The following is a 25,343-nucleotide window of genomic DNA, read 5'->3' as shown; positions in this document are numbered from 1 at the left end:
AGGGGGAGAAACTCAAGGCTAGATCAGGACCGAAGCGGGCGTTGCCAAGTGCTTTGCAGGGTGTGTCGCCGCCCCGAAAAAGCACAAGCCCCGCGCGGCGAACCGGGCGGGGCTTGTGTTGTAGCCCGTAGGGCTTACAGGCCGGCAGCAGCGCGCAAGGCGTCGGCGCGGTCGGTTTTTTCCCAGGTGAACGTGGTGAAGGTGTCTTCGCCCACGGTCTTGGTTTGCGGCGTGCGGCCGAAGTGGCCGTAGGCTGCGGTTTCCTGGTACATCGGGTGCAGCAGGTCGAGCATTTTGGTGATGGCGTATGGACGCAGGTCGAACACTTCGCGCACCAGCTTGACGATCTTGTCGTCGCTGATCTTGCCGGTGCCGAAGGTGTTCAGCGAGATCGAGGTAGGCTGAGCGACGCCGATGGCGTAGGACACCTGAATCTCGCAACGCTCGGCCAGGCCGGCGGCCACGATGTTCTTGGCTACGTAGCGACCGGCGTAGGCAGCCGAACGGTCAACCTTCGATGGATCCTTGCCGGAGAACGCGCCGCCGCCGTGACGGGCCATGCCGCCGTAGCTGTCGACGATGATCTTGCGACCGGTCAGGCCGCAGTCGCCAACCGGGCCACCAATGATGAACTGGCCAGTCGGGTTGATGTGGAACTGGGTGTCCTTGCTCAGCAGTTCGGCCGGCAGTACGTGCTTGACGATCAGCTCCATCACGCCTTCGCGCAGGTCTTTGTACGACACGTCCGGGTTGTGCTGGGTCGACAGGACGACGGCGTCGATGCCGACTACCTTGCCGCCTTCATAGCGGCAGGTAACCTGGGACTTGGCATCCGGGCGCAGCCACGGCAACAGCCCGGATTTACGGGCTTCGGCTTGCCTTTGTACAAGCTGGTGCGAGAAGGTGATCGGCGCCGGCATCAGCACTTCGGTTTCGTTGCTGGCGTAGCCGAACATCAGGCCCTGGTCGCCGGCGCCCTGGTCTTCTGGCTTGGCGCGGTCGACACCCTGGTTGATGTCGGGGGACTGCTTGCCGATGATGTTCATCACGCCGCAGGTTGCGCCGTCGAAACCGACGTCGGAGCTGGTGTAGCCGATGTCGGTGATGACGTCACGAACGATCTGCTCCAGGTCAACCCAGGCCGAGGTAGTGACTTCGCCGGCGATGATCGCCACGCCCGTTTTCACCAGAGTCTCGCACGCCACACGGGCGAACTTGTCTTCAGCAATGATTGCGTCCAGCACCGCATCAGAAATCTGGTCGGCGATTTTGTCCGGATGCCCTTCAGACACGGACTCGGAGGTGAAAAGGGAGTATTCGCTCATCTCGATGTTTTCCTGAAATTTACCGATGGTGAGTGTCGCCAGCCGGTCGCTGAAAATGGCGGACCTGGATCTGGAAACCATTACGTAAGCCTACATAGAGACTTTCCCCGGGAACGAGTCCCGCAGCGGTGGCCCAACGGGCCAGATCGTCCTGTTCAAACCCCAACCAAAGATCACCGCAGGCCTCCCTGGCCCAACTTTGGTTGTGACTGCATAAATCTGTCACGAGCAGGCTGCCGCCTGGTTGTAGCAAGCCAGCCATGTGCTTGAGCGCATCAGCCGGGGCGGCGAAATGGTGCAGGACCATATTCAGTACCACACAGTCGGCTGCCAGGCTCACGCCATTCAAGGCATCGGCCAGTTGCAGGCTGACGTTAGTCAACCTTTCCCGCTCACACACCTGGCGCGCCAGTTCGAGCATCGCCGGGCTGTTGTCGAGCGCCGTGACCTGACTGAAGCGCCGGGCCAGTTCCGGGAGAAAACTGCCATCCCCGGGGCCGACTTCAATCGCCGTGGCCATGTCACTGAAGCTGAGTTTGTCGAGCAGCGCCAGCACACTTTCGCGGTACTGCGGCAGGCCGGCAATCAAGTCTTGTTGGGCGCGAAACTTCTCCGCAACCCGTGAGAAAAAATCCTGGCTTGCGGCAGCCCTTTGCCCGTGAACTTGTGCGATGCGTGATTGCACGTCACTGGGCAGGGTCAGGTTGTCGACTTCTTCAAGCAGGGCCGCATGCAGCTTGCCGCCTGGCAATTCGGTGTGGGGCAGGGCGCGTCGATAAAAAATCGCATTGCCTTCACGGCGAGTCGCCACCAGGTCGGCCTGGGCCAGCACTTTGAGGTGGTGGCTCATGCCCGATTGGCCGGTGGCAAAGATCTGCGCCAGTTCCAGCACGCCAAACGAGTCATTGGCCAGGGCGCGCAATACATTCAGGCGCAACGGATCGCCGCCGGCCTTGCACAGGGCCGCCAGCTCATCACAATCGTCGGGGCGAATGGAAGGCGCGCGTAGGTTCATAAGGCCGGCAGTCTAGTCACGCCTCGAAATCATCGCAAGTTCAATATCAAAAAGTTTTGATATTGCTCGATGGATGGCACTTCTTCCGCCGAACCTTACTCTACAAACCAGATGCGGAAAGGTTTCACCCAGGCAATGAGCAGTTATCCACAGGAATAATGTGCCTGATCGACTATCTGTCATTGCCCCCGGGCTATCCGCTGAGGGAAAATGCTCGCCTTTTTTCCGTGCCGTTTTATTCACTCTCGATTCAAAATCCTCAGGAGAACAGCGATGCCCAGCCGTCGTGAGCGTGCCAACGCCATTCGTGCCCTCAGCATGGATGCCGTGCAAAAAGCCAACAGCGGCCATCCCGGTGCCCCTATGGGTATGGCGGATATCGCCGAAGTACTTTGGCGTGACTACCTCAAGCACAACCCGAGCAATCCATCGTTCGCCGACCGTGACCGCTTCGTGCTGTCCAACGGTCATGGCTCGATGTTGATCTACTCGCTGCTGCATCTGACTGGCTACGACCTGTCGATCGATGACCTGAAAAACTTCCGTCAACTGCACAGCCGTACCCCGGGCCACCCGGAGTTCGGTTACACCCCGGGCGTTGAAACCACCACTGGCCCGCTGGGTCAGGGCCTGGCCAACGCTGTGGGCTTCGCCCTGGCGGAAAAAGTCCTGGCGGCGCAGTTCAACCGTCCTGGGCACAACATTGTCGACCACCACACCTATGTGTTCCTGGGTGATGGCTGCATGATGGAAGGCATTTCCCACGAAGTCGCTTCCCTGGCCGGTACCCTGGGCCTGGGCAAGCTGATCGCCTTCTACGATGACAACGGCATCTCCATCGACGGCGAAGTCGAAGGCTGGTTCACCGACGACACACCCAAGCGTTTCGAAGCCTACAACTGGCAGGTGATCCGCAACGTTGACGGTCACGACCCGGAAGAGATCAAGACCGCGATCGAGACTGCCCGCAAAAGCGAGCAGCCGACCCTGATCTGCTGCAAGACCACCATCGGCTTCGGTTCGCCGAACAAGCAAGGCAAGGAAGACTGCCACGGCGCCCCACTGGGTGACGCGGAAATCGCCCTGACCCGTGCGGCGCTGAAGTGGAACCACGGCCCGTTTGAAATCCCGGCCGATATCTATGCCGAATGGGATGCCAAGGAAAGCGGCCGTACCGTCGAATCCGAGTGGGATCAGCGTTTTGCTGCCTATTCTGCCGCGTTCCCGAGCGAAGCCAACGAACTGATCCGTCGCCTGAGCGGTGAGCTGCCGGCTGACTTCTCGGAAAAAGCCTCGGCCTACATCGCCGAAGTCGCTGCCAAGGGCGAAACCATCGCCAGCCGTAAAGCCAGCCAGAACGCCCTGAACGCGTTCGGCCCGCTGTTGCCGGAAGTGCTCGGCGGTTCGGCTGACCTGGCCGGTTCCAACCTGACCCTGTGGAAAGGTTGCAAAGGTGTTTCGGCTGAAGACGCCAGCGGCAACTACATGTACTACGGCGTGCGCGAGTTCGGCATGAGCGCCATCATGAACGGTGTTGCCCTGCACGGCGGCCTGGTGCCTTACGGCGCAACCTTCCTGATGTTCATGGAATACGCCCGCAATGCGGTACGCATGGCGGCGCTGATGAAAAAGCGTGTGATCCATGTCTACACCCACGACTCCATTGGCCTGGGCGAAGACGGTCCGACCCACCAGCCGGTCGAGCAACTGACCAGCCTGCGGACCACGCCAAACCTGGACACCTGGCGCCCATCCGACGCGGTCGAATCGGCCGTGGCCTGGAAGCATGCAATTGAGCGCAAGGACGGTCCTTCGGCGTTGGTCTTCTCGCGTCAGAACCTGCAACACCAGGTTCGTACCGACGCGCAGATCGCCGACATCAGCCGTGGCGGCTATGTGCTCAAGGACTGTGCCGGCGAGCCGGAACTGATCCTGATCTCCACCGGTTCCGAAGTGGGCCTGACCGTTCAGGCGTACGACAAACTGACCGAGCAGGGTCGCAAAGTGCGTGTGGTTTCCATGCCGTGCACCAGCGTCTTCGAAGCCCAGGACGCCGGCTACAAGCAATCGGTCCTGCCGTTGCAAGTCAGCGCCCGTATCGCCATCGAGGCGGCTCACGCCGACTACTGGTACAAGTACGTGGGCCTGGAAGGCCGCGTCATCGGCATGACCACCTACGGCGAGTCGGCGCCTGCGCCAGCCTTGTTCGAAGAGTTCGGCTTTACCCTGGAGAACATCCTGGGCCAGGCTGAAGAGCTGCTGGAAGACTGATCCAGAAAAGGTGTTGCCTGAGCCGACGCCATCGCGGGCAAGCCCGCTCCCACAGGGATATACACCGTCCATGTGGGAGCGGGCTTGCCCGCGATAGCGGTCGGTCAGACGACGCTGCATTAACGGATTCACCACGGTAATCGAGAACCCCATGCCTCAACCGCGTCCTTACAAAGTTGCACTCAACGGCTACGGCCGCATTGGTCGTTGCGTCTTGCGGGCGTTGTTCGAGCGAGGCTCGGCGGCTGGGTTTGAAATTGTCGCGATCAACGATCTGGCTGACATGGCCAGTATTGAATACCTGACACGCTTCGACTCCACCCACGGCCGGTTTCCCGGCGAAGTGAAGGTCGATGGCGATTGTCTGCATATTAATGGCGACTGCGTGAAGGTCCTGCGCAGTGCCACTCCCGAAGGCATCGATTGGGCGTCCCTGGGCGTCGATCTGGTGCTCGAATGTTCCGGTGCCTACAACACCCGCGCCGACGGCCAGCGGTTCCTCGACGCCGGCGCACCACGGGTGTTGTTCTCCCAGCCGATGGCCAGCGAGGCCGATGTCGACGCCACCATCGTCTTTGGTGTCAACCAGGACTGCCTGACCGGCGCTGAGCTGCTGGTGTCCAACGCGTCCTGCACCACCAACTGTGGTGTGCCGTTGCTGCGCCTGCTGGACCAGGCATTTGGCCTGGACTACGTGTCGATCACCACCATCCACTCGGCGATGAACGACCAGCCGGTGATCGATGCCTATCACCACGAGGACCTGCGTCGCACCCGCTCGGCGTTCCAGTCGGTGATCCCGGTGTCCACTGGTCTGGCGCGTGGCATCGAACGCCTGTTGCCGGAACTTGCCGGGCGAATTCAGGCCAAAGCGGTACGGGTGCCGACGGTGAATGTCTCTTGCCTGGATATCACCATGCAGACGGTGACCGACACCGACGCCACCGAGGTCAACCGGCTCCTGCGCGAGGCCGCCACCAGCGGCCCGCTCAAGGGCTTGCTGGCGTACACCGAACTGCCTCACGCCAGTTGTGATTTTAACCATGACCCACATTCGGCGATTGTCGATGCCAGTCAGACCCGCGTCTCCGGCCCCCGGCTGGTGAACGTCCTGGCCTGGTTCGACAACGAATGGGGTTTTGCCAACCGAATGCTGGATGTTGCAGAACACTATCTGCAAACAGCTATCAAGAAACCTGCTCTCTAACCTGAGCTAACAGGAAGTGCGACCCATGACCGTGTTGAAGATGTCCGACCTCGATCTGCAAGGTAAGCGCGTATTGATCCGCGAAGACCTCAACGTCCCAGTCAAGGACGGTGTAGTCACCAGCGATGCGCGTATCCTGGCTTCGCTGCCGACCATCAAGCTGGCCCTGGAAAAAGGCGCGGCCGTGATGGTCTGCTCGCACCTGGGTCGTCCGACCGAAGGTGAATTCTCGGCCGAGAACAGCCTGGCACCGGTTGCGGCGTACCTGAGCAAGGCGCTGGGTCGTGACGTGCCGCTGGTGGCCGACTACCTGGGCGGCGTCGACGTCAAGGCCGGCGACATCGTGCTGTTTGAAAACGTGCGCTTCAACAAGGGCGAGAAAAAGAACGCCGACGAACTGGCCCAGCAGTACGCCGCCCTGTGCGACGTGTTCGTGATGGACGCCTTCGGCACCGCGCACCGTGCCGAGGGTTCGACCCACGGCGTGGCCAAGTTCGCCAAGGTGGCCGCAGCGGGTCCCCTGCTGGCTGCCGAGCTGGATGCACTGGGCAAGGCCCTGGGTGCCCCGGCCCAGCCAATGGCCGCCATCGTGGCCGGCTCCAAGGTCTCGACCAAGCTGGACGTGCTCAACAGCCTGAGCCAGATCTGCAACCAGTTGATCGTCGGCGGCGGCATCGCCAACACCTTCCTCGCAGCGGCGGGGCACCCGGTCGGCAAGTCCCTGTACGAGCCTGACCTGCTGGACACCGCGCGCGCTATCGCCGGCAAAGTCAGCGTGCCATTGCCGGTCGACGTGGTGGTTGCCAAGGAATTCGCCGAGAGCGCCACGGCCACCGTCAAGCTGATCGCTGATGTGGCTGAAGACGACATGATCCTGGACATCGGCCCACAGACTGCAGCGCATTTCGCTGAGCTGCTGAAGTCGTCGAAGACTATTCTGTGGAACGGTCCAGTGGGCGTGTTTGAATTCGATCAGTTCGGCAACGGTACCAAAGTGCTGGCCCAGGCCATCGCAGACAGCTCGGCGTTCTCCATCGCGGGCGGCGGCGATACCCTGGCGGCCATCGATAAATATGGCGTTGCCGAGCAAATCTCCTACATTTCTACCGGTGGCGGCGCATTCCTCGAATTCGTCGAAGGCAAGGTGCTGCCGGCCGTAGAAGTCCTGGAAAGCCGGGCCAAGGCCTGAGGCCGCCCGTTGACCAGGCAAAGGAGTGTTCACATGGTCAAGACGTTAGCGACGTTGATCGCCGCGGCAGTGCTGGCCGGCTGTGGGAGTAATCCCAAGGCCGCCAAGGACCCGGACACCGGCGCGCCCGACAAAGGCTGTTACCAGGCCGACTGGCAGGCGGAAACCAACCCGGTGCTCAACAAGCGTTCCGGGCCCGAGGGCCTGGATAAGTACGAGACGCACACTCCGGCCAAGGAACAGGGTTGTCCCTGACCGGTCTGATTCACTAACGCCCAGTGCGGTTGGCGTGTGCCGACCGCCGAGGAAGATGGATGAAAGGCTTGATCGCCGTGGTGTCCCTGGCAGTACTTGCCGGTTGCGCCAGTTTGAACCCGTTTGCATCAGCGCCGGCAGCGTCCGGCACGTGGACCGACTGGGTCTGTGACAGCCAGGCCCAGGTGCACTGGCGCTTCACCGATGCCACGCAGGACACCGTGGAGGTGCGGCTGGGGGATGATCAGGTGCATCGCTTGAAGCTTGAGCCGGCCGGCAGTGGCACGTTGTACAGCGACGACCAACTGGCCTTTCACCTCAAAGGTGAGGAAGGCCTGGTGTACTGGGTTGCCACCAACGATTTGATCGGCCGTGGCTGCAAGGCCAAGTAACACACAACGAATACACGCAGGTCGGCCTTACCCCCGATCAGCAATAACTTGAATAGCAGCCGCCGCTACGGCAGGCTTGCACGATTAACGACCCTAAACCGGGAGAGAGACACACAATGGCACTTATCAGCATGCGCCAGATGCTGGACCACGCCGCCGAATTCGGCTACGGCGTTCCAGCTTTCAACGTAAACAACCTTGAGCAGATGCGCGCCATCATGGAAGCCGCTGACAAGACTGACTCCCCGGTGATCGTCCAGGCTTCGGCCGGCGCCCGTAAATACGCTGGCGCGCCATTCCTGCGGCACCTGATCCTGGCGGCGATCGAAGAGTTCCCGCATATCCCGGTGTGCATGCACCAGGACCACGGCACCAGCCCTGACGTCTGCCAGCGCTCGATCCAACTGGGCTTCAGCTCGGTCATGATGGACGGCTCCCTGGGTGAAGACGGCAAGACCCCGACCGACTACGACTACAACGTCCGTGTCACCCAGCAGACCGTAGCCCTGGCCCACGCCTGCGGCGTATCGGTAGAAGGCGAGCTGGGCTGCCTGGGTTCGCTGGAAACCGGCATGGCCGGTGAAGAAGACGGCATCGGCGCCGAAGGCGTGCTGGACCACAGCCAGATGCTGACCGACCCGGAAGAAGCAGCTGACTTCGTCAAGCGCACTCAGGTCGATGCCCTGGCCATCGCCATCGGCACCAGCCACGGCGCCTACAAGTTCACCAAGCCACCTACCGGTGACGTGCTGGCGATCGACCGCATCAAGGAAATCCACAAGCGCATCCCTAACACCCACCTGGTGATGCACGGTTCTTCCTCGGTGCCGCAAGAGTGGCTGGCGATCATCAACCAGTACGGCGGCGACATCAAAGAAACCTACGGCGTACCGGTTGAAGAAATCGTCGAAGGCATCAAGCACGGCGTGCGCAAGGTCAACATCGACACCGACCTGCGCCTGGCATCCACCGGTGCGATGCGTCGCCTGATGGCCACCAACCCGAGCGAGTTCGACCCGCGTAAATTCTTCGGCGCCACCGTGACCGCCATGCGTGACGTGTGCATCGCGCGTTACGAAGCCTTCGGTACTGCCGGCAACGCTTCGAAGATCAAGCCGATCTCCCTGGAAGCGATGTACCAGCGTTACCTCAAAGGTGAGCTGAACGCCAAGGTCAACTAAGCCTTAAGCGTTGCGCCACCTGCATTGAAAAAACCCGCCGCAAGGCGGGTTTTTTTGTGCTCGGCGTTGGCTTATTTGTCGACCAGCAGTTTCGGGTTGGAGTTGCCCCACACCGTATACAGGTCGGCCAGCAGCGCGCCGTTGATGTCTTCGACTTCTGCCTGGGCAATCTCGGCGTTGCCCTGCTTGCCGAACAGCACCACCTCGTCGCCGCCTTTGACGCTCGGTACGTCGGTGACGTCGACCATCAAGGTATTCATCGAGACTTTGCCGACGACCGGCACACGATGACCGTTGATCAGCACGATGCCTTTGTTGGTGAAGGCACGGCGGTAGCCGTCGGAGTAGCCCACGGTGATGTTGGCCAGCTTCGAGTCACGGGCCAGGGTGAAGGTGCGGTCGTAGCCGACCGTGTTGCCCTTGGGGTAGCTGTTGACCGAGGCGACGTGGGATTTGAACTGCATCACCCGGGTGTATTCGGTATGGGACGGCACGGTGTCGCCGAACAGCGCGCCGCCGGGACGGACCATGTCCAGGTGTGACTCGGGCACTTCCAGGGTGGCGAAGGAGTTGGCCGCATGCAGGGTGATCTTGCTGCGGTCCAGTTGGGCCACGCTCATCAGCCATTTGGCTTGCTGGTTGAACGCTTTGAGGCCGGCACGCACGTCGGTGGCGTCTTCGACCGCGAAGTGGGTCATGATCGCCCGCACGTCGAGGTTCGGCACCTTGGTAATGGCGACTGCGTCACGGCGACCCTGGGCGGTGGTCATTTCCACGCCATTGCGGCTCATGCCGCTGGAGTTCAGGCCAATGTGCACCACTAGCGGGCGGCCATGCTGTTCGGCAATCAGGCTGGCTTTGACGGCGAAGTCGAGGTTACCCACCAACTCTTCGACGTTGTAGGGCAGGGCTGCTTCCAGCTCGCTCAGGGCGGCCGTGCGCACGCGGATAAGCTGGCCCTTGAAGCCGCTTTCACGCACCACACGGATTTCTTCGTTACTGGCAACGCCCACGCACGGCACGCCCATGGCGATCACCGAGGGCATGAGCAGACCAATGCCGTGGCCGTAGGCGTCCGCCTTGAGTACGGCGCAGATCTTTGATTTGTCGGCGAGGGTGGCCTGCAGGGCGCGAATGTTGTTTTCGAACGCGCTTTTGTTGATTTCGACCCAGGCGTTGCTGTCCTGGGCGTGGACCTGGGCCACCCCATCGGCCATCGACAAAGGTGGTGCGGCGAAGACCGGGTTGTGCAACAAAACCATGCCCAGAGAGAGTGCGAGAAGGGAGCGAGTAAAGGGCATCGGGTGTGTCTCCATGACGTTCTTGTAGGGGGTGTCGTATTTACGCGGGGCAATACTCAGATTGTCCTACAGAAATGTCGACCCCCTCGACGCGGATCTGTCTGAAAGCGTCGTGGTGCTGCATCTGTCTCCCGTCACCTTGCTGATTCGCCCGTACCACACGCGTTTATTTGTCGTGATCGATGTCCAGCTTGCTGAAGGTCACCTTGCCGCCTTCCTGGCTGTTGCCACTGTTGTCCTGCACATAGACCCCGGCCTTGAAATACAGCGGTTTGTTGCGCCAGGTGCTGCTGATCTGGCTGTCCCACTGGGAGCCGGCGGCGCTGATCCCCAGGGCGCCGCCCGGGCTCAAATGAATCAGGTACGAGAAGTCGCGGTCGAGCTTGACCCCGCTGGCGATGGTGATCACCCGGCCTTCGGCATCATCCGGGCGCATCCGTACCTTGGCGACGATGTTGCCGGTGGCGGTTGTGCTTTTGTACTGGTACTCGAGTTTCACCAGCGGTTTCTGGCTGTCGTACGCGTGGATCTGGCCGATGACCAGCTTGCCCGAGCTCGGCACCTGGTTAACCGCCAGGGTGGCCCGCAACGAGTTGTCGGCGTCCGGGTAGAGCCAATTGCGCAGGGTGCCGTTGCTGAAGGTTTCGCGCAGCTCGGTGCGTGGATAGATCGCGTTTTCAGTGCGGGTTCCGGTGACCGGAGCCCAGAAAAACAGGGTGCCGGTGTTGGAATGGAAATACTGGTTCTTGAAACCACTGACCAGTTTCGGGGTGTCGATGGTAGCCGGGGGAGTGCCAACGGGAACGCTGAGGTTCCAGGTTGCGAGATCGATCATCGTCAAAGAATTCCACGAGTACTGGCTGAAATGGCGCGGGGGAAGCTCTGGCCCGCCCATCTTGGGGGCGGCCTTTATAAGCCCGGGAGGGTGCTTTGTTAAGGCCCGCCTGGCGGTTAATTGGCGCCAGCTAAATGGCGACGTGCCACACGTAGCGGTCTGCGGGGCCTGCAAAGACAGTCCGTTAGTCGGGAGCCGCCTGCTTTGATGCGGTGATGGCGTGTTGATACCTACTGATTGGACAAATCCCGGTCTAAAGTGAAACACACAACGTTTGTCCGGTTTTTTCGGTAAGCCGTTTCACCCCTCCCCAGAAAGAGAAGCAGCATGGAATGCGCGCAACCCAAGCCAGGTGACGGCCGCTCGGTTCTTTTGATCGTTGATGATTACCCGGAAAACCTGGTCAGCATGCGTGCGTTGCTGCAGCGCCAGGATTGGCAGGTGATGACTGCTGCCTCGGGCCTGGAAGCCCTGAACCTGTTACTCGAACATGAGGTCGACCTGGTACTGCTGGATGTGCAGATGCCGGGCATGGATGGTTTCGAAGTAGCCCGCCTGATGCGCGGCAGCCAACGCACCCAGTTGACCCCGATCATTTTCCTGACTGCTAACGAGCAATCCCCGGACGCCGTGATCAAGGGCTATGCCCATGGCGCGGTGGACTACCTGTTCAAACCGTTCGACCCACAGATACTCAAACCCAAGGTCCAGGCCCTGCTTGAGCATCAGCGCAGCCGCCGGGCACTGCAGCAGTTGAGCCAGGACCTGGAGGCGGCGCGGGCCTTTAACGCCTCGGTACTGGAGAATGCCGCCGAAGGCATCCTGGTGGTGGGCGAGGATGGGCGAGTGCGCTTTGCCAATCCGGCGATGTGCCGCCTGCTCAGCGCCAGGGTCGACGAGCTACAGGGGACAGGTTTCATCGACTTTCTGCAAAAGCCGCCGATCACCCTGTGGGCCGGTTCGGACATCCATGCCCACTACCGTCGCGGCGAGACCTGGCGCGCCCATGATGCGATGCTGCGTACCGCGTCCGGGCAGCAAGTGCCAGTGGCGCTGTCGTGTGCGCCGCTGCCGCCTGAGCAGCGGGCGATGGTGGTCACCGTGCTCGACATGTCGGTGGTCTGCCACCTGCATCAGCAACTGGAGTTCCAGGCGGTCACCGATCCGCTGACCGGCCTGCTCAACCGCCGGGGGTTCTACCAGGCTACGGAAAACCTGCTGCTGCGCGGCGAGCGTGCGGGCAGTGTCTGGGTGTTGCTGTACCTGGATCTGGATGGCTTCAAGCGGGTCAATGATTCGTTGGGGCACGACGCCGGCGATCGGGTGCTGCGCTGGGTCGCGGAACAGTTGAAGGCCTGCCTGCGCCCCTTCGATATCCTGGGGCGCATGGGCGGCGATGAGTTCACCGCGCTACTTGACCTCGAGTTCGCCGAGCAAGCGGCGAAAATGGCGGAGAAACTCATAGAGCGGGTGTCGATCTGTCAGCAGATTGACGGGCTGGACGTAGCGCTGGGCGCGAGCATCGGCATCGCCACGTATCCGGATTGCGGCGCCAGCCTCGACGACTTGCTGCGTACCGCCGATATCGCCATGTATGAGGCCAAGCGCGCAGGTCGCCAGCAGTACCGTTTCTACGACCACGACATGAATGGCCGCGCGCGGACCCGCTTGATGCTCGAGGAGAGCGTGCGTTCGGCCATCGAGCACAAGGATTTCAACCTGGTCTACCAGCCTCAGGTTTCATTGGCCGATGGACGCATACGCGGGTTCGAGGCCTTGCTGCGCTGGCAGCATCCCAGTGTCGGCGACGTTTCGCCGGGGCTGTTCTTGCCGCTGCTGGAAGAAGCGCAACTGATCAGCCGCCTCGGCAGTTGGATCTACCAGAGCAGTGCCCAGCAGCGAAAGGCCTGGGACAAGCTGTTCAGCCAAGACATGGTGCTGGCGGTCAGCCTGAGCAACACCCAGTTCTGCATGCCTAACCTGGCCACTGAGTTGCGGCTCGTGCTGGAGCGCCATCAGTTGCTACCCCGTCAATTGGAGGTGGAAATCACCGAAGAGGCCTTGCTGCACAACCCCGATGAAGCGCGCAAGCAACTGCGCCTGCTGCGCAACCTCGGGGTGCGGGTGGCGCTCGACGACTTTGGCTCGGGGCCTTGTTCGCTGACCCATCTGCGTGATGTCGAACTCGATACCTTGAAGCTGGACCGGCATCTGATCGCCCGGGTCCTGGACTCGCCGCGGGATGCGGCGCTGGTGCGAAACATCATCGAGCTGGCCAGGCAATTCGGCGTGCTGGTGATCGCCGAAGGGGTCGAATCGATTGCCCAGTATCAGTGGCTGCTGGCCAATGGTTGTCCCTTTGCCCAGGGTTGCCTGGTGGCGCGGCCATTGATGGCGGACGAGGTCAGGGACTTTGTGCAGCCGTTCGACTGGAGCGCGGCGAGCGCCTGAATTCGCTACACTGGCGGTCTTTCGTGACTTTTGTTGTTGTCCCATGACCGCGCTCAAATACCTCCAGGCGTATCCCGCCGCCTTGCAACAGCAGGTGCATCAACTGATCGAGCAGGATCGGCTGGGCGCCTACCTGAGCCAACGCTATCCGGACAAGCACGCCGTGCAGAGTGACAAGGCGCTGTACACCTATGCGCTGGAGCTCAAGCAGGAATACCTGCGCAACGCACCGGCGATCGACAAAGTGCTGTTCGACAACCGCCTGGACCTGACCCATCGTGCACTTGGCCTGCATACCGCAATCTCACGGGTGCAGGGCGGCAAGCTCAAGGCCAAGAAAGAAATCCGCATTGCCTCTTTGTTCAAGGATGCCGCGCCGCAGTTCCTCAAGATGATCGTGGTGCATGAGCTTGCGCATTTCAAAGAGTCCGACCACAACAAGGCGTTCTACAAGTTGTGCGAACACATGCTGCCCGGTTACCACCAGCTGGAATTCGATTTGCGGGTTTATCTGACCTGGCGGGACATGCAGTAATCATCACCAGCAGGAGTGTCTGGATGGACGTGAGCAAGACCAAGAGCAGCTTCTACCGCCGCCTGTACGTGGCGTACCTGATCGACAGCGGGCTGGCCAGCAGTGTCCCGGCACTGACCGAAGTCACCGGCATGCCCCGGCGCACGGCCCAGGACACCATTGCCGCCCTGGCGGACCTGGATGTGGTCTGTGAGTTCGAGCAGGAGGAGGGCGCGCGCAACCACGCCGGACGTTACTGCATTCGCGAGTGGGGGGCGATCGATCCGCGCTGGATCGAACAGCATCTGCGCCAGATCAAGGCGGTGTTGGGTTATCCCTGAGTGTTTGCGCTGGTAGTGCTGGCGCCTTCGCTGGCCAACCAGCACCTACCCTGCGCAAAGGCCTTCAGGGCCGCCGCATGCCGATATGCGCGATGCCGTCTTCCAGGTATTGCTCACCGGCCACGGCAAACCCATAACGCCCGTAGTACCCCTGCAGATGGGCCTGGGCCGACAGGTAGATCGGAGTCTGCGGCCAGTATTTTTCGGCCTGCTTGAGCGCCTGTTCCATTAGCTCATGACCCAGCCCCTGGCCCCGGGCCTGCGGTGCAATCACCACTCGGCCGAGCACCACGTCACCGCCTTGCGAGGTGGGGTCGAGCAGGCGTAGATAGGCCACCAGTTGATCACCGTCCCAGGCCATCAAGTGGCAGGTGTCGCTGTCCAGGTCCTGGCCATCGACTTCCTGGTAGGCGCACTTCTGTTCGACCACGAACACCTGTGTACGCAACTGCAAAATGGCATAAAGCTGCTCTTTGCCCAGGTCACTGTGGTGTTTGCAAACCCATTCAACTGTCATCTTCGCGTCCTTTGAAAGTCTGGTCCTGATACTAAGCGTCTGGCTTCTGGATGTCTTGCCTGCAGGAAATTCTGTGACAAAGACCAAAATGCCATCATTCATTTCGCGCGGCTTCGTCATCTTTGTGTAATCTGTTTTGAGGCGAATCGCCGAGGCCATGCTCGGCTATTGTTATAGCCTGGGCGGTCGCCGTCAGTCGGTGTACGAGATATCGAGTTCGGCTACAAATACGCTGGGCTTCGCGCCCTCTAAGGATCCCTGGGCATGCCGCGATTGCTTCGAGCCTTCGCCTTGATTGGTCTGCTGTTGCTGAGCCAGAGCGCTGCAGCGGACAAGCTGCGGCTAGTTGCCGATGCCTGGCCGCCCTTCACTGACGCGACGTTGGTCAATGGCGGATTGGCCACCGATATCGTCAGCACCGCGCTGGCGCGGGCCGGTTATGCCAGTGATTTCCAGCAAGTGCCCTGGGCCAGGGCGTTGCTGGGTTTGGGCGAAGGGCGCTACGACGTGCTGGTGAATGCCTGGTACAACGAGGAGCGCACCGAGCTTGGGCAGTATTCGGCCGAATACCTGCTCAATCGCATCCGCTTTCTCAAGCGCAGGGATGCACCCATCGAATACAACAACCTGCAGCAGTTGCACACCTACCCGATTGCGGTTGTACGCGGTTATGCCTATTCCCCGGAGTTCGACGGCGACGCGGCCCTGCAGAAGGTCCCGGTGCATAACTTCGCCATGGCCGTGCGCATGCTGGCGGCTGACCGGGTGCAACTGACCCTGGAGGACGAGTACGTCGCCCGCTATTTCCTGGCGCGCGAATCACCCAAGGTACGCAATTCGGTGGAATTTTTGCCCAGGCCCTTGAGCGAAAACAGCCTGCACATTCTGGTCAGCCTGAAGAACCCGGACCACGCGAAGATAGTCGCCGGGTTTGACCGGGAAATCGCCGAGATGAAGGCCGATGGCAGCTACGACCGGCTGCTCCGCCAGCATGGGATGTAAAACTCTGAGGGAGCTAGCTCAATCCTGGCGCGTGTCCTTGATCAAATGCGCCGCCAGCGTCCTTAACGGCCCGAGTTGACGGCAGATCAATGCCAGTTGGCTCTGCACCAGGCGCTGGCCTTCATCGATTTCGTCCGGCATCTGCTCAAGCTCCGCGGCCAGGGCTTCTTCGGTGTCACTGTGAATGGCGATCGGCAGTTTGCTTGCCAGGCCCTGGGCGATTTCGTCGATGCTCGCCGCCAGGCTGACGCCGGCACCTTCGATCAGGTGCTCGCGGACTTCATCCGGGAGCTGGGTCTCGCGGTGCGCGCCCAGGCCCGAGAGGTAGCTGAGCAAGGTGTGGGACAGCACCAGGAAGCGGAAGCCGACGTCCGCTTCCTTACGAAAATGCCCAGGCTCCATGAGCATGTTGGCCAGGGTGGTGGACAGGGCGGCATCGGCGTTGTGCGCATTGCGGCGAGCCAGGCGGTAGGCCAGGTCGTCGCGTTTGCCGGCGGCATACTGCTGCATGATTTGGCGCAAGTAGATGCTGTTGCAGGTCAGGGTGTTGGCCAACACCTTGTTCAGCCGACGGCCTTGCCAGTCCGGCAGGAACAGGAACACCGCCAGGCCGGCGATCAGGCTGCCGAGCAAGGTATCGAACAGGCGCGGCAGGAACAGCCCGTAGCCGTCACCGACCTGGTTGAAGCAGAACAGCACCATCACCGTGATTGCCGCCGTGGCCAGGGTGTAGCGGGTGGTGCGGTTGATAAAGAACACAACCCCGGCGGCAATCGCGAAGCACGATTGCACCAGTGGATTGGGGAACAGGTCGAACAGCGCCCAGGCCACGGTCAGGCCGATGGCGGTGCCGATGATCCGTTGCCCGAGTTTGCGTCGGGTCGCGCCGTAGTTCGGTTGGCAGACAAACAGCGTGGTGAGGATGATCCAGTAGCCCTGCGAGGGGTGGATCAAATGCACCATGGCGTAGCCGATGGTCAACGCCAGGGGCAGGCGCAGGGCATGCCGGAATAGCAGGGAGGTGGGCGTCAGCTGGGTGCGCAGGCGGACCCAGACATCCTTGAGGTTGCGCGGCGAGCGGTCGAGCAGGCTGCTGTCGGTAGCATCGGCCAGGCTGTCGGGGTTGCTGGCATCGCTGAGCAGGCGGTCGAGAGTGCCAAGGTTGGCGGCCAAGGCGCGCAAGGAGCGCAGCAGGCCGCGCCAGGCTGGATTGCTCTGGATGCGCAGGTGCTCCAGGGACGCATCGAGGTCGCTGAGGGCCTGGGCGAAGCTGGCATCGTAGACGAACGGCTGGCGCATCTGGATCGACTCGGCCAGCGCTCGGCAGGCCTTGCCTTGCTGGCGCAGCAGGCGCTGGCAGCGGAACAGCACGTCACTGTGGAAGAAGGCGTCGGCCAGGGCGTTGTAGGGGTAGTGCGAGGAGCTGGCGCGTTCGTGGATGTCCTGGGCGAGGAAGTACAGCTTCAGGTAACGGCTGACCTTCGACCCCGGCCGGCCATTGCCGACCCGGTGCAGGATGATTTCCTTGGCGGCGTTCAGGGCGGCCACCACTCGGCCGTTCTGCTGCGCCAGTTCGAGGCGCCGGGCCTCGACGTCCATCTGCCGGACGGGCTCGAACAGCGCTGACTTGAGCTTGAGGTAAAACCCCAGCTCGCGGAACAGCCGCGCCAGGCTTTGTTGCACTGGCTGGTTGGAAAACAGCGCCTGCCACAACACCGAGAGCAGGCCGTACCACGCTGCCCCGGCCACCAGCAGCAGCGGCTCGTGCCACAGATCGGTGACCGCGCCGCCGCGCTGGTCAACGCCAATCATGGTGTAGACCGAGAGAATCAAGGTTGCCGAGGCAATCGCCCCATACCGCTCGCCCAGGGCGCCGAGCATGGTCAGGCCGAAACTGGCCAGCGCCAGCGCGCACACGAAGATATAGGGGTAGGGGAATAACAGTTCGACCGAGAACGCCGCGACACTGAAACACACCAGCGTGACCGCCAGCGCATTGAGCCGGCCTTGCCAGCTGTCGTCGGTCTCGGCCAGGGCGCTGGCGATAATCCCCAGGAACAGCGGAATCAGCAGGCCCATCTCATCCTGGTACCAGCACAGCGCCATGCTGCCGGTCAGGGCGATGAATACCCGCACGCTGTAGCTGAATTTATCCAGTGCCCAAAGGCGACGCAGAGACTGACGAAACGAAGTCGATGGCATGAAGTGCGAAGGCCTTCCGGGGCAATGACGCTAAATTGAGCCAGTAATGACGCCGACGCAATGGCGCCGATCACATCTGACAGCAAAATCTGTTCCTTCCCTGGTAAACACGCCCCCTGTAGGAGCGAGCCTGCTCGCGAAAAACTCAAAGACGCCGCGTTTATACTGAATACACGCGTTATCGTTGACGTTTTTCGCGAGCAGGCTCGCTCCTACAGGGCCGTGGGGTGTCAGACGTACTGCGCCGCCGCGTAGCCCGAAGCCCAGGCCCACTGGAAGTTGAAGCCGCCCAGGTGGCCGGTGACATCCAGCACTTCGCCGATGAAGTACAGCCCGGGGCTTTTCAGCGATTCCATGGTCTTGGAGGACACCTCATGGGTGTCGACACCGCCCAGGGTGACCTCGGCAGTGCGGTAGCCTTCGGTACCGGCCGGTACTAGCTGCCAGCTCGCCAGCTTGTCGGCGATCTCGGCAATTTCAGCGTGGGTGTACTGCTTCATCGGCTTGGAGACGAACCAGTTGTCAGCCAGCAGGTTGGCCATCTTCTTGGTGAAGATCTCGCCAAGCAAGGTTTTCAGCTCGCTGTTCGGCCTTTCGGCTTGCTGTTGTTGCAGCCAGGCCGGTACGTCGTGGTCGGGCATCAGGTTGATTTCAAGCGTGTCGCCGGACTGCCAGAACGAAGAAATCTGCAGGATCGCCGGACCGCTGAGGCCGCGGTGGGTGAACAGGATGTTCTCGCGGAAACTCTGCTCGTTGCAGCTCACCAGGCAGTCCACCGAGGTGCCGGACAACTCGCCGCACAGCTCCTTGAGCTGGTCGGTAATGGTGAACGGCACCAGGCCGGCGCGGGTCGGCAGCAGTTCGTGACCGAACTGGCGGGCGACCTGATAACCGAAGCCCGTGGCACCCAGGGTCGGGATCGACAGGCCGCCGGTGGCGATCACCAGGGACTCGCAAGTCAATTGGCCGAGGGTGGTGTCCAGCAGGTAGCCGCTGGCGAGTTTCTCGATGGTCTGGATCGAGGTGTCCAGGTGCAGGCTGACGCCGGCCTGGTCGCACTCGCTGAGCAGCATCTCGAGGATGTCACTGGACTTGTTATCGCAGAACAGTTGGCCGAGCTTCTTCTCGTGGTACGGCACGCCATGCTTGGCCACCATGCCAATGAAATCCCACTGGGTGTAGCGGGCCAGGGCGGATTTGCAGAAATGCGCATTCTGCGAGAGAAAATTGCTCGGTTCGGTGTACATGTTGGTGAAGTTGCAGCGCCCACCGCCCGACATGAGGATTTTCTTGCCGGCCTTGTTGGCGTGGTCCAGCAACAACACCTTGCGCCCGCGCCCAGCGGCGGTCAGTGCACACATCAACCCTGCGGCGCCAGCGCCAATGATCACGACTTCGGTAGAGCGCAAAACGGTGTCCTCACACAAATTTTTAATTCACCGACAAACCAATGTGGGAGCGGGCTTGCCCGCGATGGGGCTGGCACATCCAACATTGATGTTGTCTGTCAGTCCGCTATCGCGGGCAAGCCCGCTCCCACAGGGATCTTCGTTGGGATGAAGATCGCTTACAAAATCCGCACGCGCAACGAGCGGCCCTTGATCTTGCCTTCGCTCAAGCGCTGCACAGCCTGCTTGGCGATGCTGCGGTCCACGGCCACGTAGGCCTGGAAGTCGAAGATTGCGATCTTGCCGACCTGGGCACCCGGCACGCCGGCGTCGCCGGTCAGTGCGCCGAGGATGTCGCCCGGACGAACCTTGTCCTTGCGCCCGGCACCGATGCACAGGGTGCTCATGGCCGGCAGCAGCGGACCACCGCCCTGGGAGGGCAGGTTGCTCAGTTGATCCCAGCTCAGCGGCGACTTCTGCAGCAGCTCGATGGCCTGGGCGCGGTGCGCTTCGGACGGCGCCACCAGGCTGATCGCGATACCTTTTTCACCGGCACGACCGGTACGGCCGACGCGGTGGATGTGGATTTCCGAATCCCGGGCCAGCTCGACGTTGATCACCATGTCCAGCGCATCGATGTCCAGGCCGCGGGCAGCCACATCGGTGGCGACCAGCACCGAGGTGCTGCGGTTGGCGAACATCGCCAGGACCTGGTCACGGTCACGTTGCTCCAGGTCACCGTGCAGGCCGACGGCAGAGATGCCCTTGGCGGTCAGGTGGTCGACGGTTTCCTGTACTTGCTGCTTGGTGAAGCAGAAGGCCACGGTGGACTGCGGACGGTAGTGCGCAAGCACCTTGACCACGGCGTCCATGCGCTCTTCCGGGGAAATCTCGAAGAAGCGCTGTTCGATCTGGCTGTCGTCGTGGAACGCCTCGGCCTTCACTTGCTGCGGGTTGCGCATGAACTTGGCGGCCAGTTGCTTGATGCCCACCGGGTAAGTGGCGGAGAACAGCAGGGTCTGGCGGCGCTCCGGGCTCTGGGCAATGATTTCTTCGATGGAATCGTAGAAACCCATGTCGAGCATGCGGTCGGCTTCGTCGAGGATCAGCGTGTTCAGGCCGTGCAGGACCAGCGAACCCTTGCGCAGGTGTTGCTGGATGCGGCCCGGGGTGCCGACGATGATGTGCGCACCGTGCTCCAGGGAGCCGATCTGCGGGCCGAACGATACGCCGCCACACAGGGTCAGGACCTTGATGTTGTCTTCGGCACGGGCCAGGCGACGGATTTCCTTGGCAACCTGGTCGGCCAGTTCGCGGGTCGGGCAGATGACCAGCGCCTGGCAACCGAAGAAGCGCGGATTGATCGGGTTCAGCAGGCCGATACCAAAGGCGGCGGTCTTGCCGCTGCCGGTCTTGGCCTGGGCGATCAGATCCATCCCCTTGAGGATCACCGGCAAGCTTTGCGCCTGGATCGGCGTCATCTCGGCATAACCCAAAGAGTCGAGGTTAGCCAGCATGGCGGCGGACAGCGGCAAAGTATTAAAAGCGGTGGCGATGGTGGTCACGGGACTGGCCTGCAAAACAAAATGTCGCGCAGTGTACCAGCCCGGTGGCCATTCGCCCTAAGGTTCGATGTGCTGTTCCGGACGTTTGACGCGCCGTCCGTCTTCTCTGGACAGCTGGGAGAAGATCGTCGCGGCCAGCATCGCCATGATGCCCACGGTGACAAAGGTCATCTGGAACGCCCCGAGAATGGTCTCCACGCCATCGTTGCCGACCTCGGCGGTAAAGCCGCCAAGCAACGCACCGGCACAGGCTACCCCAAGGCTCAGGGACAGTTGCGCGACCACCGACAGCAGGCTGTTGCCGCTGCTGGCGCTGGCGTCGTCGAGGTCGATCAGGGTCACGGTGTTCATCGCGGTGAACTGCAGGGAGTTGATTGCCCCGAGAACGCCCAGGTGCACCAGCAACAGCCAATATGGCGTCTGCTCGCTGACCAGGCCCATGCTTGCCAGCATGATCCCCAGCGCCAGGGTGTTGCCGGTGAGCACGATGCGGTAGCCAAAACGCTCGATCAACGGCCGCGCCACCGACTTGGCAAGCATCGCGGCCGCAGCCAGCGGCAACATGCTCATCCCGGCCTGGGAGGGCGAATAACCCAACGCCACTTGCAGCAGCAACGGCACCAGGAACGGCAATGCACCGCTGCCCAGGCGGGCGAACAGGTTGCCCAGGATGCCCACCGCAAAGGTCCGGGTCTTGAACAGCGACGGCGCGAACAGCGGATTGTCGATGTGTCCGGCCCGCAGCCAGTAGGCCGCCAGGCAGGCCATGCCACCAAACAGCAGCAACATCACCCGCAGGTGCGGCAGGTGCAGTTCGCCCAACCCTTCCATGGCGATGGTAATCAGCACCATGGCCGCGCCGAACAGCACGAAGCCCAGGCCATCGAAACGCGTGCGCTCACTGCCCCGCAGGTCAGGGATGAACTTCCAGACGGCGTAGCAACCGACCAGGCCCACGGGCAGGTTGATCAGGAAGATCCAGTGCCAGGTCAGGTACTGCACCATCCAGCCGCCCATGGTCGGCCCGATCAGCGGGCCGAGCAGACCGGGAATGGTGATGAACCCCATGATCCGCACCAGCTCCGAACGCGGGTAGGCGCGCAGCACCACCAGGCGCCCGACCGGCAGCATCAAGGCGCCGCCCAGGCCTTGGATCACCCGGGCGCCGATCAGCATGCTCAGGGTCTCCGACAGCGCGCAGAGCAGGGAGCCAAAGCTGAACAGCAGGATCGCACCGAAGAAGATCTTCTTGGTGCCGAAGCGGTCGGCTATCCACCCCGAAGCGGGAATCAGCAATGCCACGGTGAGCATGTAGGCAATGATCACACCCTGCATGCGCAATGGGTCTTCGGCCAGGTCGCGGGCCATGGCGGGCAGGGCGGTGTTGAGGATGGTCCCGTCGAGGGACTGCATGAAAAACGCAATCGCCACCACCCAGGGAATCCAGCGGGCGGTGGTGGCGTCCAGGTCGGGGCGATTGGGCATGGGACCTCTAGGCATTATTTGATGACATCAGCCGCAGAGCGATGGAACCCCTGTCGCGGCTGGCGAACGCAGGCTTCGCCAGCTGCTACGGATTGTGTTTACAGGGTCAGGGTCAAGCGGCTGACCAGCGCGCCTGGCAGCAACGCCGATGCCGTGGCGCGCTGGTCGTAGGTGCTGGCCGACAGAATCAGCTCGCGCTCCTGGGTCAGCGCTTCCAGTTGCGAGCCCAGCAGGCTGTAGGCGCTGTCGTCGAAACGCATGGTGCTGACCGGTGCCTGGATCTCGCCGTTCTCGACCCAGAAGGTGGCGAAACGGGTCATGCCCGTCAGGCGCGCGGCCGGCTGGTCCGAGTAGTTCAGGTACCACAGGTTGCTGATGTACAGGCCGGTGCCCAGTTGCTTGAGAATCTCGGCTTCGGGCAAGGTGCCGGCGGCCATGTTCAGGGCGCTGGGCGACTCACCGCCGCCGGCACCGTTGGCGGTCAGGCCATACTCGGCAGCACTGCGCGAGCTCACCAGTTGTTCACCTGCCGCGCCGGCGACAATCAATGCCAGGTCGCTGCGTGGGTAGCCCTCGCCGGAAAATGCCGGGCTCAGGGAACCGCTGACTTTCTCCGCAAGATCCAGCAGCGGGCTGAAGTGCTGGTCGCCGCCGTAGAGTTTTTGCAGCGGGCTGCTTTTGCTGGCAATCGACTGCGCCGAGAAACCACCCCAGCAGAGCATGCCGAGAATCTCGTCGAGCGCGGCCGGTGCCAGGTAGGCCCGGTATTGCCCGGGTGCCAGGGTATGCAGGGGGCGGCCCAGAAACTCCAGTTGCTCGCGCGCCTGTTCGAAGCGCTTGGCAAAACCGGCATCGCTCCAGTCGTGCCCAGCGTAGCTGGCCTTTACCGCCTGGCCGTTGGCGTGGAACAGGCTGAAATCGAAGTTGAAGCTGTTGGCCTGGTGCCAACCGAAAGCCCCAGCCGAGCTGGCGAAACCCCGGCTGATGGGGCCGGCGGCATAAAAACCGACCAGGTCCAGGCCTTCGGCCGCGCGGGCGATTTGTTCCACCACCTGGGCGGTGTCCGGCAGCGGATGCTCCTGCACTTGCTTGCTCTGCCAGCCACTGTGGTTGAGCAGCAGGTACGGGTCCGGTGGCAGCAAGGGCAGGGTCTCGCGCAATTGCTGCAGACCCTCGGCCAGACGCAACTGGTCGACTTGCGGGTCGCCAGCCAGGGTGATGTTGAGGTCGGCATGCCGGCCCTCGTCGATCAGCTTGAAGCCCAGGCTGGCCTGTTGCACCTCTCCGGCCTGGCGCACCTTGGCGTGGTTGAAGCGTACGAACGCCGAGGATTCGGCGGCATAGCTCAAGGTGAATTGCTCCGACTCGCGCAGGGCGCTGCGCAGCCACGACACCAGGGCCTTGAACTGTTCGACCTGACTCAATGCGCTGCTCATCAGGCATCTCCCCCAAACACATCAATGTTGCTGAATACGCAGGCTGGCGAGGCATGGCCCACGCGGATCACCTGGTTCGGTTCGCCTTTGCCACAGTTCGGCGTGCCCAGCACCTTGAGCGTACTGCGGTCGCCTACGGCACTGAGGTTGTTCCAGAACTGCGCGCTGATGCCCCGGTAGTTGGGATTCTTCACTACACCCTTGAGTTCGCCGTTCTCGATCAGTTGGCCCCACTCGCAGCCGAACTGGAACTTGTTGCGCGCATCGTCGATGGACCAGGAGCGGTTGGTCGACATCAGCACGCCGTGTTCGATGCCGCCAATCAGTTGTTCCAGGGACTGCTCGCCCGGCTCGATGTTGAGGTTGGCCATGCGGTCGATCGGCGGCCGGTTCCAGCCGCAGGCGCGGCTGTTGGCGACGCCGTCGATACCGGCGCGAAACTGCGACAGCGCACCGCCCAACGGACGCTCCAGCCGGCCCTCGCGGATCAGGAACTGCTTGCTGGCGGCAGTACCGTCGTCGTCATGGCCGTAGCTGGCGAGCTCTTCGGGAATGTCCGGGTCGAAGGTCACGTTGAGCAGCCGGGAACCATATTGCAGGTGGCCGAAGTCGCTGGCCTTGACGAAGCTGGTGCCGGCGTAATTGCGCTCGTCACCGAGGATGCGGTCCAGTTCCAGCGGGTGGCCGATGGATTCGTGAATCTGCAGCATCATCTGGTCGGGCATCAGCAGCAGGTCGCGCGGGCCTTGCGGGGTGTTGGGGGCGAGCAGCAGTTGCAGGGCCTGGTCGGCGACCAGGGGGCCGGCGCCGATCAGCCCGCAACGACTGATGACGTCGGCGCTGCCTTGCTGGCCGAAGTTCTCGCGGCCCAGGCTGCGGGTCTGGCTGTCATTGCCGTCGTAGGCGGTGACGTCCAGGCCCGGGTAGACAAAGCGTTGCGCCTGGCGCAGTTCGGCGCCGGCACTGTTGAGGTAAATCTGCTCGACATGGTTGATGCCGATGCTGACCTGCCAGTTCACCAGACGGTCGTCCTTGGGCACGGCGGCGGATTCGGCGCCGAGCAGTTGGTAGCACTCGCTGAGGGACGGGAAGGGCTGTTGCAGATCCGGTGACAGGTAGTCGCCACGTTCGCTGGAGACGGTGTGCTGGCGCAGATCGAGCAGGGCGTGGGCCGCGAGCGCGCGGGCCTGTTGTTCGGCGCGGTCGAGGGCGGCCTGCAGGCCGGCGGGCGACAGGTCGTTGGTCGCGGCATAGGCCTCGACGCCATTGACCCGGGCGGTCAGCATCGCGCCTTCGTCGCGGCTCAGGTGAGGTGGCTCGGCGACGTTCTTGCGTACCGACAGGTACTGGCCAGACTCGCGCACGTAGCGCAGCGAAAAAAATTCAGCGCCGGTGCGCAGGGCAGCGAAGCGCTGCTTGAGCTGGGGGTGGAAATCGAACATGCACGAACCTCCTTGTGGGTTGGATCACA

Annotated in this window: 21 protein-coding genes; 10 read left to right on the top strand and 11 right to left on the bottom strand. The window is 62.1% G+C overall.

What is annotated here, in order from left to right; genetic code table 11:
- Positions 1-134 precede the first annotated feature (134 nt).
- Positions 135-1,325 (bottom strand): methionine adenosyltransferase, encoded by a 1,191-nt coding sequence (gene metK, locus CKW24_RS00535; RefSeq protein WP_095164448.1) that lies wholly within the window; start codon positions 1,323-1,325, stop codon positions 135-137.
- Between the two features lie 19 nt (positions 1,326-1,344).
- The gene (locus CKW24_RS00530; RefSeq protein ID WP_095164446.1) at positions 1,345-2,340 is read right to left on the bottom strand and encodes a metalloregulator ArsR/SmtB family transcription factor; all 996 of its coding nucleotides are present in this window, start codon (positions 2,338-2,340) and stop codon (positions 1,345-1,347) included.
- Between the two features lie 273 nt (positions 2,341-2,613).
- On the opposite strand from CKW24_RS00530, the gene tkt reads away from it, so the two are divergent.
- The 6 genes from tkt (at position 2,614) to fba (ending at position 8,835) form a co-directional block, all read left to right on the top strand.
- Positions 2,614-4,611, top strand: a complete 1,998-nt coding sequence (gene tkt, locus CKW24_RS00525) for a transketolase (protein WP_095164444.1) — start codon at positions 2,614-2,616, stop codon at positions 4,609-4,611.
- A gap of 151 nt (positions 4,612-4,762) precedes the next feature.
- Complete coding sequence (gene epd, locus CKW24_RS00520) at positions 4,763-5,818, top strand: erythrose-4-phosphate dehydrogenase (RefSeq protein WP_095164432.1); 1,056 nt, start codon at positions 4,763-4,765, stop codon at positions 5,816-5,818.
- 25 nt (positions 5,819-5,843) lie between these two features.
- Positions 5,844-7,007: a phosphoglycerate kinase gene (locus CKW24_RS00515; protein ID WP_095164430.1), complete on the top strand. Its 1,164-nt coding sequence runs from the start codon at positions 5,844-5,846 to the stop codon at positions 7,005-7,007.
- Positions 7,008-7,040: 33 nt separating this feature from the next.
- Positions 7,041-7,262: a hypothetical protein gene (locus CKW24_RS00510; protein WP_095164428.1), complete on the top strand. Its 222-nt coding sequence runs from the start codon at positions 7,041-7,043 to the stop codon at positions 7,260-7,262.
- 59 nt (positions 7,263-7,321) lie between these two features.
- On the top strand, positions 7,322-7,654 hold the full coding sequence (locus CKW24_RS00505) for an MliC family protein (protein ID WP_095164426.1): 333 nt from the start codon (positions 7,322-7,324) through the stop codon (positions 7,652-7,654).
- 116 nt (positions 7,655-7,770) lie between these two features.
- Complete coding sequence (gene fba / locus CKW24_RS00500) at positions 7,771-8,835, top strand: class II fructose-bisphosphate aldolase (protein ID WP_027617054.1); 1,065 nt, start codon at positions 7,771-7,773, stop codon at positions 8,833-8,835.
- A 71-nt stretch (positions 8,836-8,906) separates the two neighbouring features.
- Here the strand turns inward: fba and alr are convergent, their stop codons facing one another.
- Both alr and CKW24_RS00490 read right to left on the bottom strand, forming a co-directional pair.
- Positions 8,907-10,136 (bottom strand): alanine racemase, encoded by a 1,230-nt coding sequence (gene alr / locus CKW24_RS00495; protein ID WP_095164424.1) that lies wholly within the window; start codon positions 10,134-10,136, stop codon positions 8,907-8,909.
- A gap of 166 nt (positions 10,137-10,302) precedes the next feature.
- Positions 10,303-10,971, bottom strand: coding sequence for a polysaccharide lyase family 7 protein (locus CKW24_RS00490; RefSeq protein ID WP_095164422.1), 669 nt, complete (start codon positions 10,969-10,971; stop codon positions 10,303-10,305).
- A 327-nt stretch (positions 10,972-11,298) separates the two neighbouring features.
- Here CKW24_RS00490 and CKW24_RS00485 point away from each other — a divergent pair, with 327 nt between their 5' ends.
- The 3 genes from CKW24_RS00485 to CKW24_RS00475 are packed head-to-tail and all read left to right on the top strand — an operon-like array spanning position 11,299 to position 14,277.
- Positions 11,299-13,422, top strand: a complete 2,124-nt coding sequence (locus CKW24_RS00485) for a bifunctional diguanylate cyclase/phosphodiesterase (protein WP_095164420.1) — start codon at positions 11,299-11,301, stop codon at positions 13,420-13,422.
- 43 nt (positions 13,423-13,465) lie between these two features.
- Complete coding sequence (locus CKW24_RS00480; protein ID WP_095164418.1) at positions 13,466-13,957, top strand: M48 family metallopeptidase; 492 nt, start codon at positions 13,466-13,468, stop codon at positions 13,955-13,957.
- Positions 13,958-13,980: 23 nt separating this feature from the next.
- On the top strand, positions 13,981-14,277 hold the full coding sequence (locus CKW24_RS00475; protein WP_095164416.1) for a helix-turn-helix domain-containing protein: 297 nt from the start codon (positions 13,981-13,983) through the stop codon (positions 14,275-14,277).
- Positions 14,278-14,341: 64 nt separating this feature from the next.
- Here the strand turns inward: CKW24_RS00475 and CKW24_RS00470 are convergent, their stop codons facing one another.
- Entirely contained in the window at positions 14,342-14,794 is a 453-nt protein-coding gene (locus CKW24_RS00470; RefSeq protein WP_095164414.1) for a GNAT family N-acetyltransferase, read from the bottom strand.
- 264 nt (positions 14,795-15,058) lie between these two features.
- Here CKW24_RS00470 and CKW24_RS00465 point away from each other — a divergent pair, with 264 nt between their 5' ends.
- Positions 15,059-15,796 (top strand): ABC transporter substrate-binding protein, encoded by a 738-nt coding sequence (locus CKW24_RS00465; protein WP_095164412.1) that lies wholly within the window; start codon positions 15,059-15,061, stop codon positions 15,794-15,796.
- Between the two features lie 18 nt (positions 15,797-15,814).
- Here the strand turns inward: CKW24_RS00465 and yccS are convergent, their stop codons facing one another.
- From yccS to CKW24_RS00430, 6 genes are all read right to left on the bottom strand, one after another.
- Positions 15,815-17,998, bottom strand: a complete 2,184-nt coding sequence (gene yccS, locus CKW24_RS00460) for a YccS family putative transporter (RefSeq protein WP_095164411.1) — start codon at positions 17,996-17,998, stop codon at positions 15,815-15,817.
- 230 nt (positions 17,999-18,228) lie between these two features.
- Positions 18,229-19,407, bottom strand: a complete 1,179-nt coding sequence (locus tag CKW24_RS00455; protein WP_095164409.1) for an NAD(P)/FAD-dependent oxidoreductase — start codon at positions 19,405-19,407, stop codon at positions 18,229-18,231.
- Between the two features lie 158 nt (positions 19,408-19,565).
- Positions 19,566-20,903, bottom strand: a complete 1,338-nt coding sequence (gene dbpA, locus CKW24_RS00445) for an ATP-dependent RNA helicase DbpA (protein ID WP_237235031.1) — start codon at positions 20,901-20,903, stop codon at positions 19,566-19,568.
- 105 nt (positions 20,904-21,008) lie between these two features.
- The gene (gene mdtD, locus CKW24_RS00440) at positions 21,009-22,436 is read right to left on the bottom strand and encodes a multidrug transporter subunit MdtD (protein WP_095164406.1); all 1,428 of its coding nucleotides are present in this window, start codon (positions 22,434-22,436) and stop codon (positions 21,009-21,011) included.
- Between the two features lie 98 nt (positions 22,437-22,534).
- The gene (locus tag CKW24_RS00435) at positions 22,535-23,872 is read right to left on the bottom strand and encodes a TldD/PmbA family protein (protein ID WP_095164404.1); all 1,338 of its coding nucleotides are present in this window, start codon (positions 23,870-23,872) and stop codon (positions 22,535-22,537) included.
- Entirely contained in the window at positions 23,872-25,314 is a 1,443-nt protein-coding gene (locus CKW24_RS00430; RefSeq protein WP_095164402.1) for a TldD/PmbA family protein, read from the bottom strand. The genes CKW24_RS00435 and CKW24_RS00430 overlap by 1 nt, the downstream gene beginning before the upstream one ends.
- Positions 25,315-25,343: the final 29 nt, after the last annotated feature.

Source organism: Pseudomonas sp. Irchel 3H3 (assembly GCF_900187635.1).
In the GTDB taxonomy this organism is placed as follows: Bacteria; Pseudomonadota; Gammaproteobacteria; order Pseudomonadales; family Pseudomonadaceae; genus Aquipseudomonas.
The sequence above is the reverse complement of the archived record's forward strand: the minus strand, read 5'-3'. Positions and strand labels throughout refer to the sequence as shown.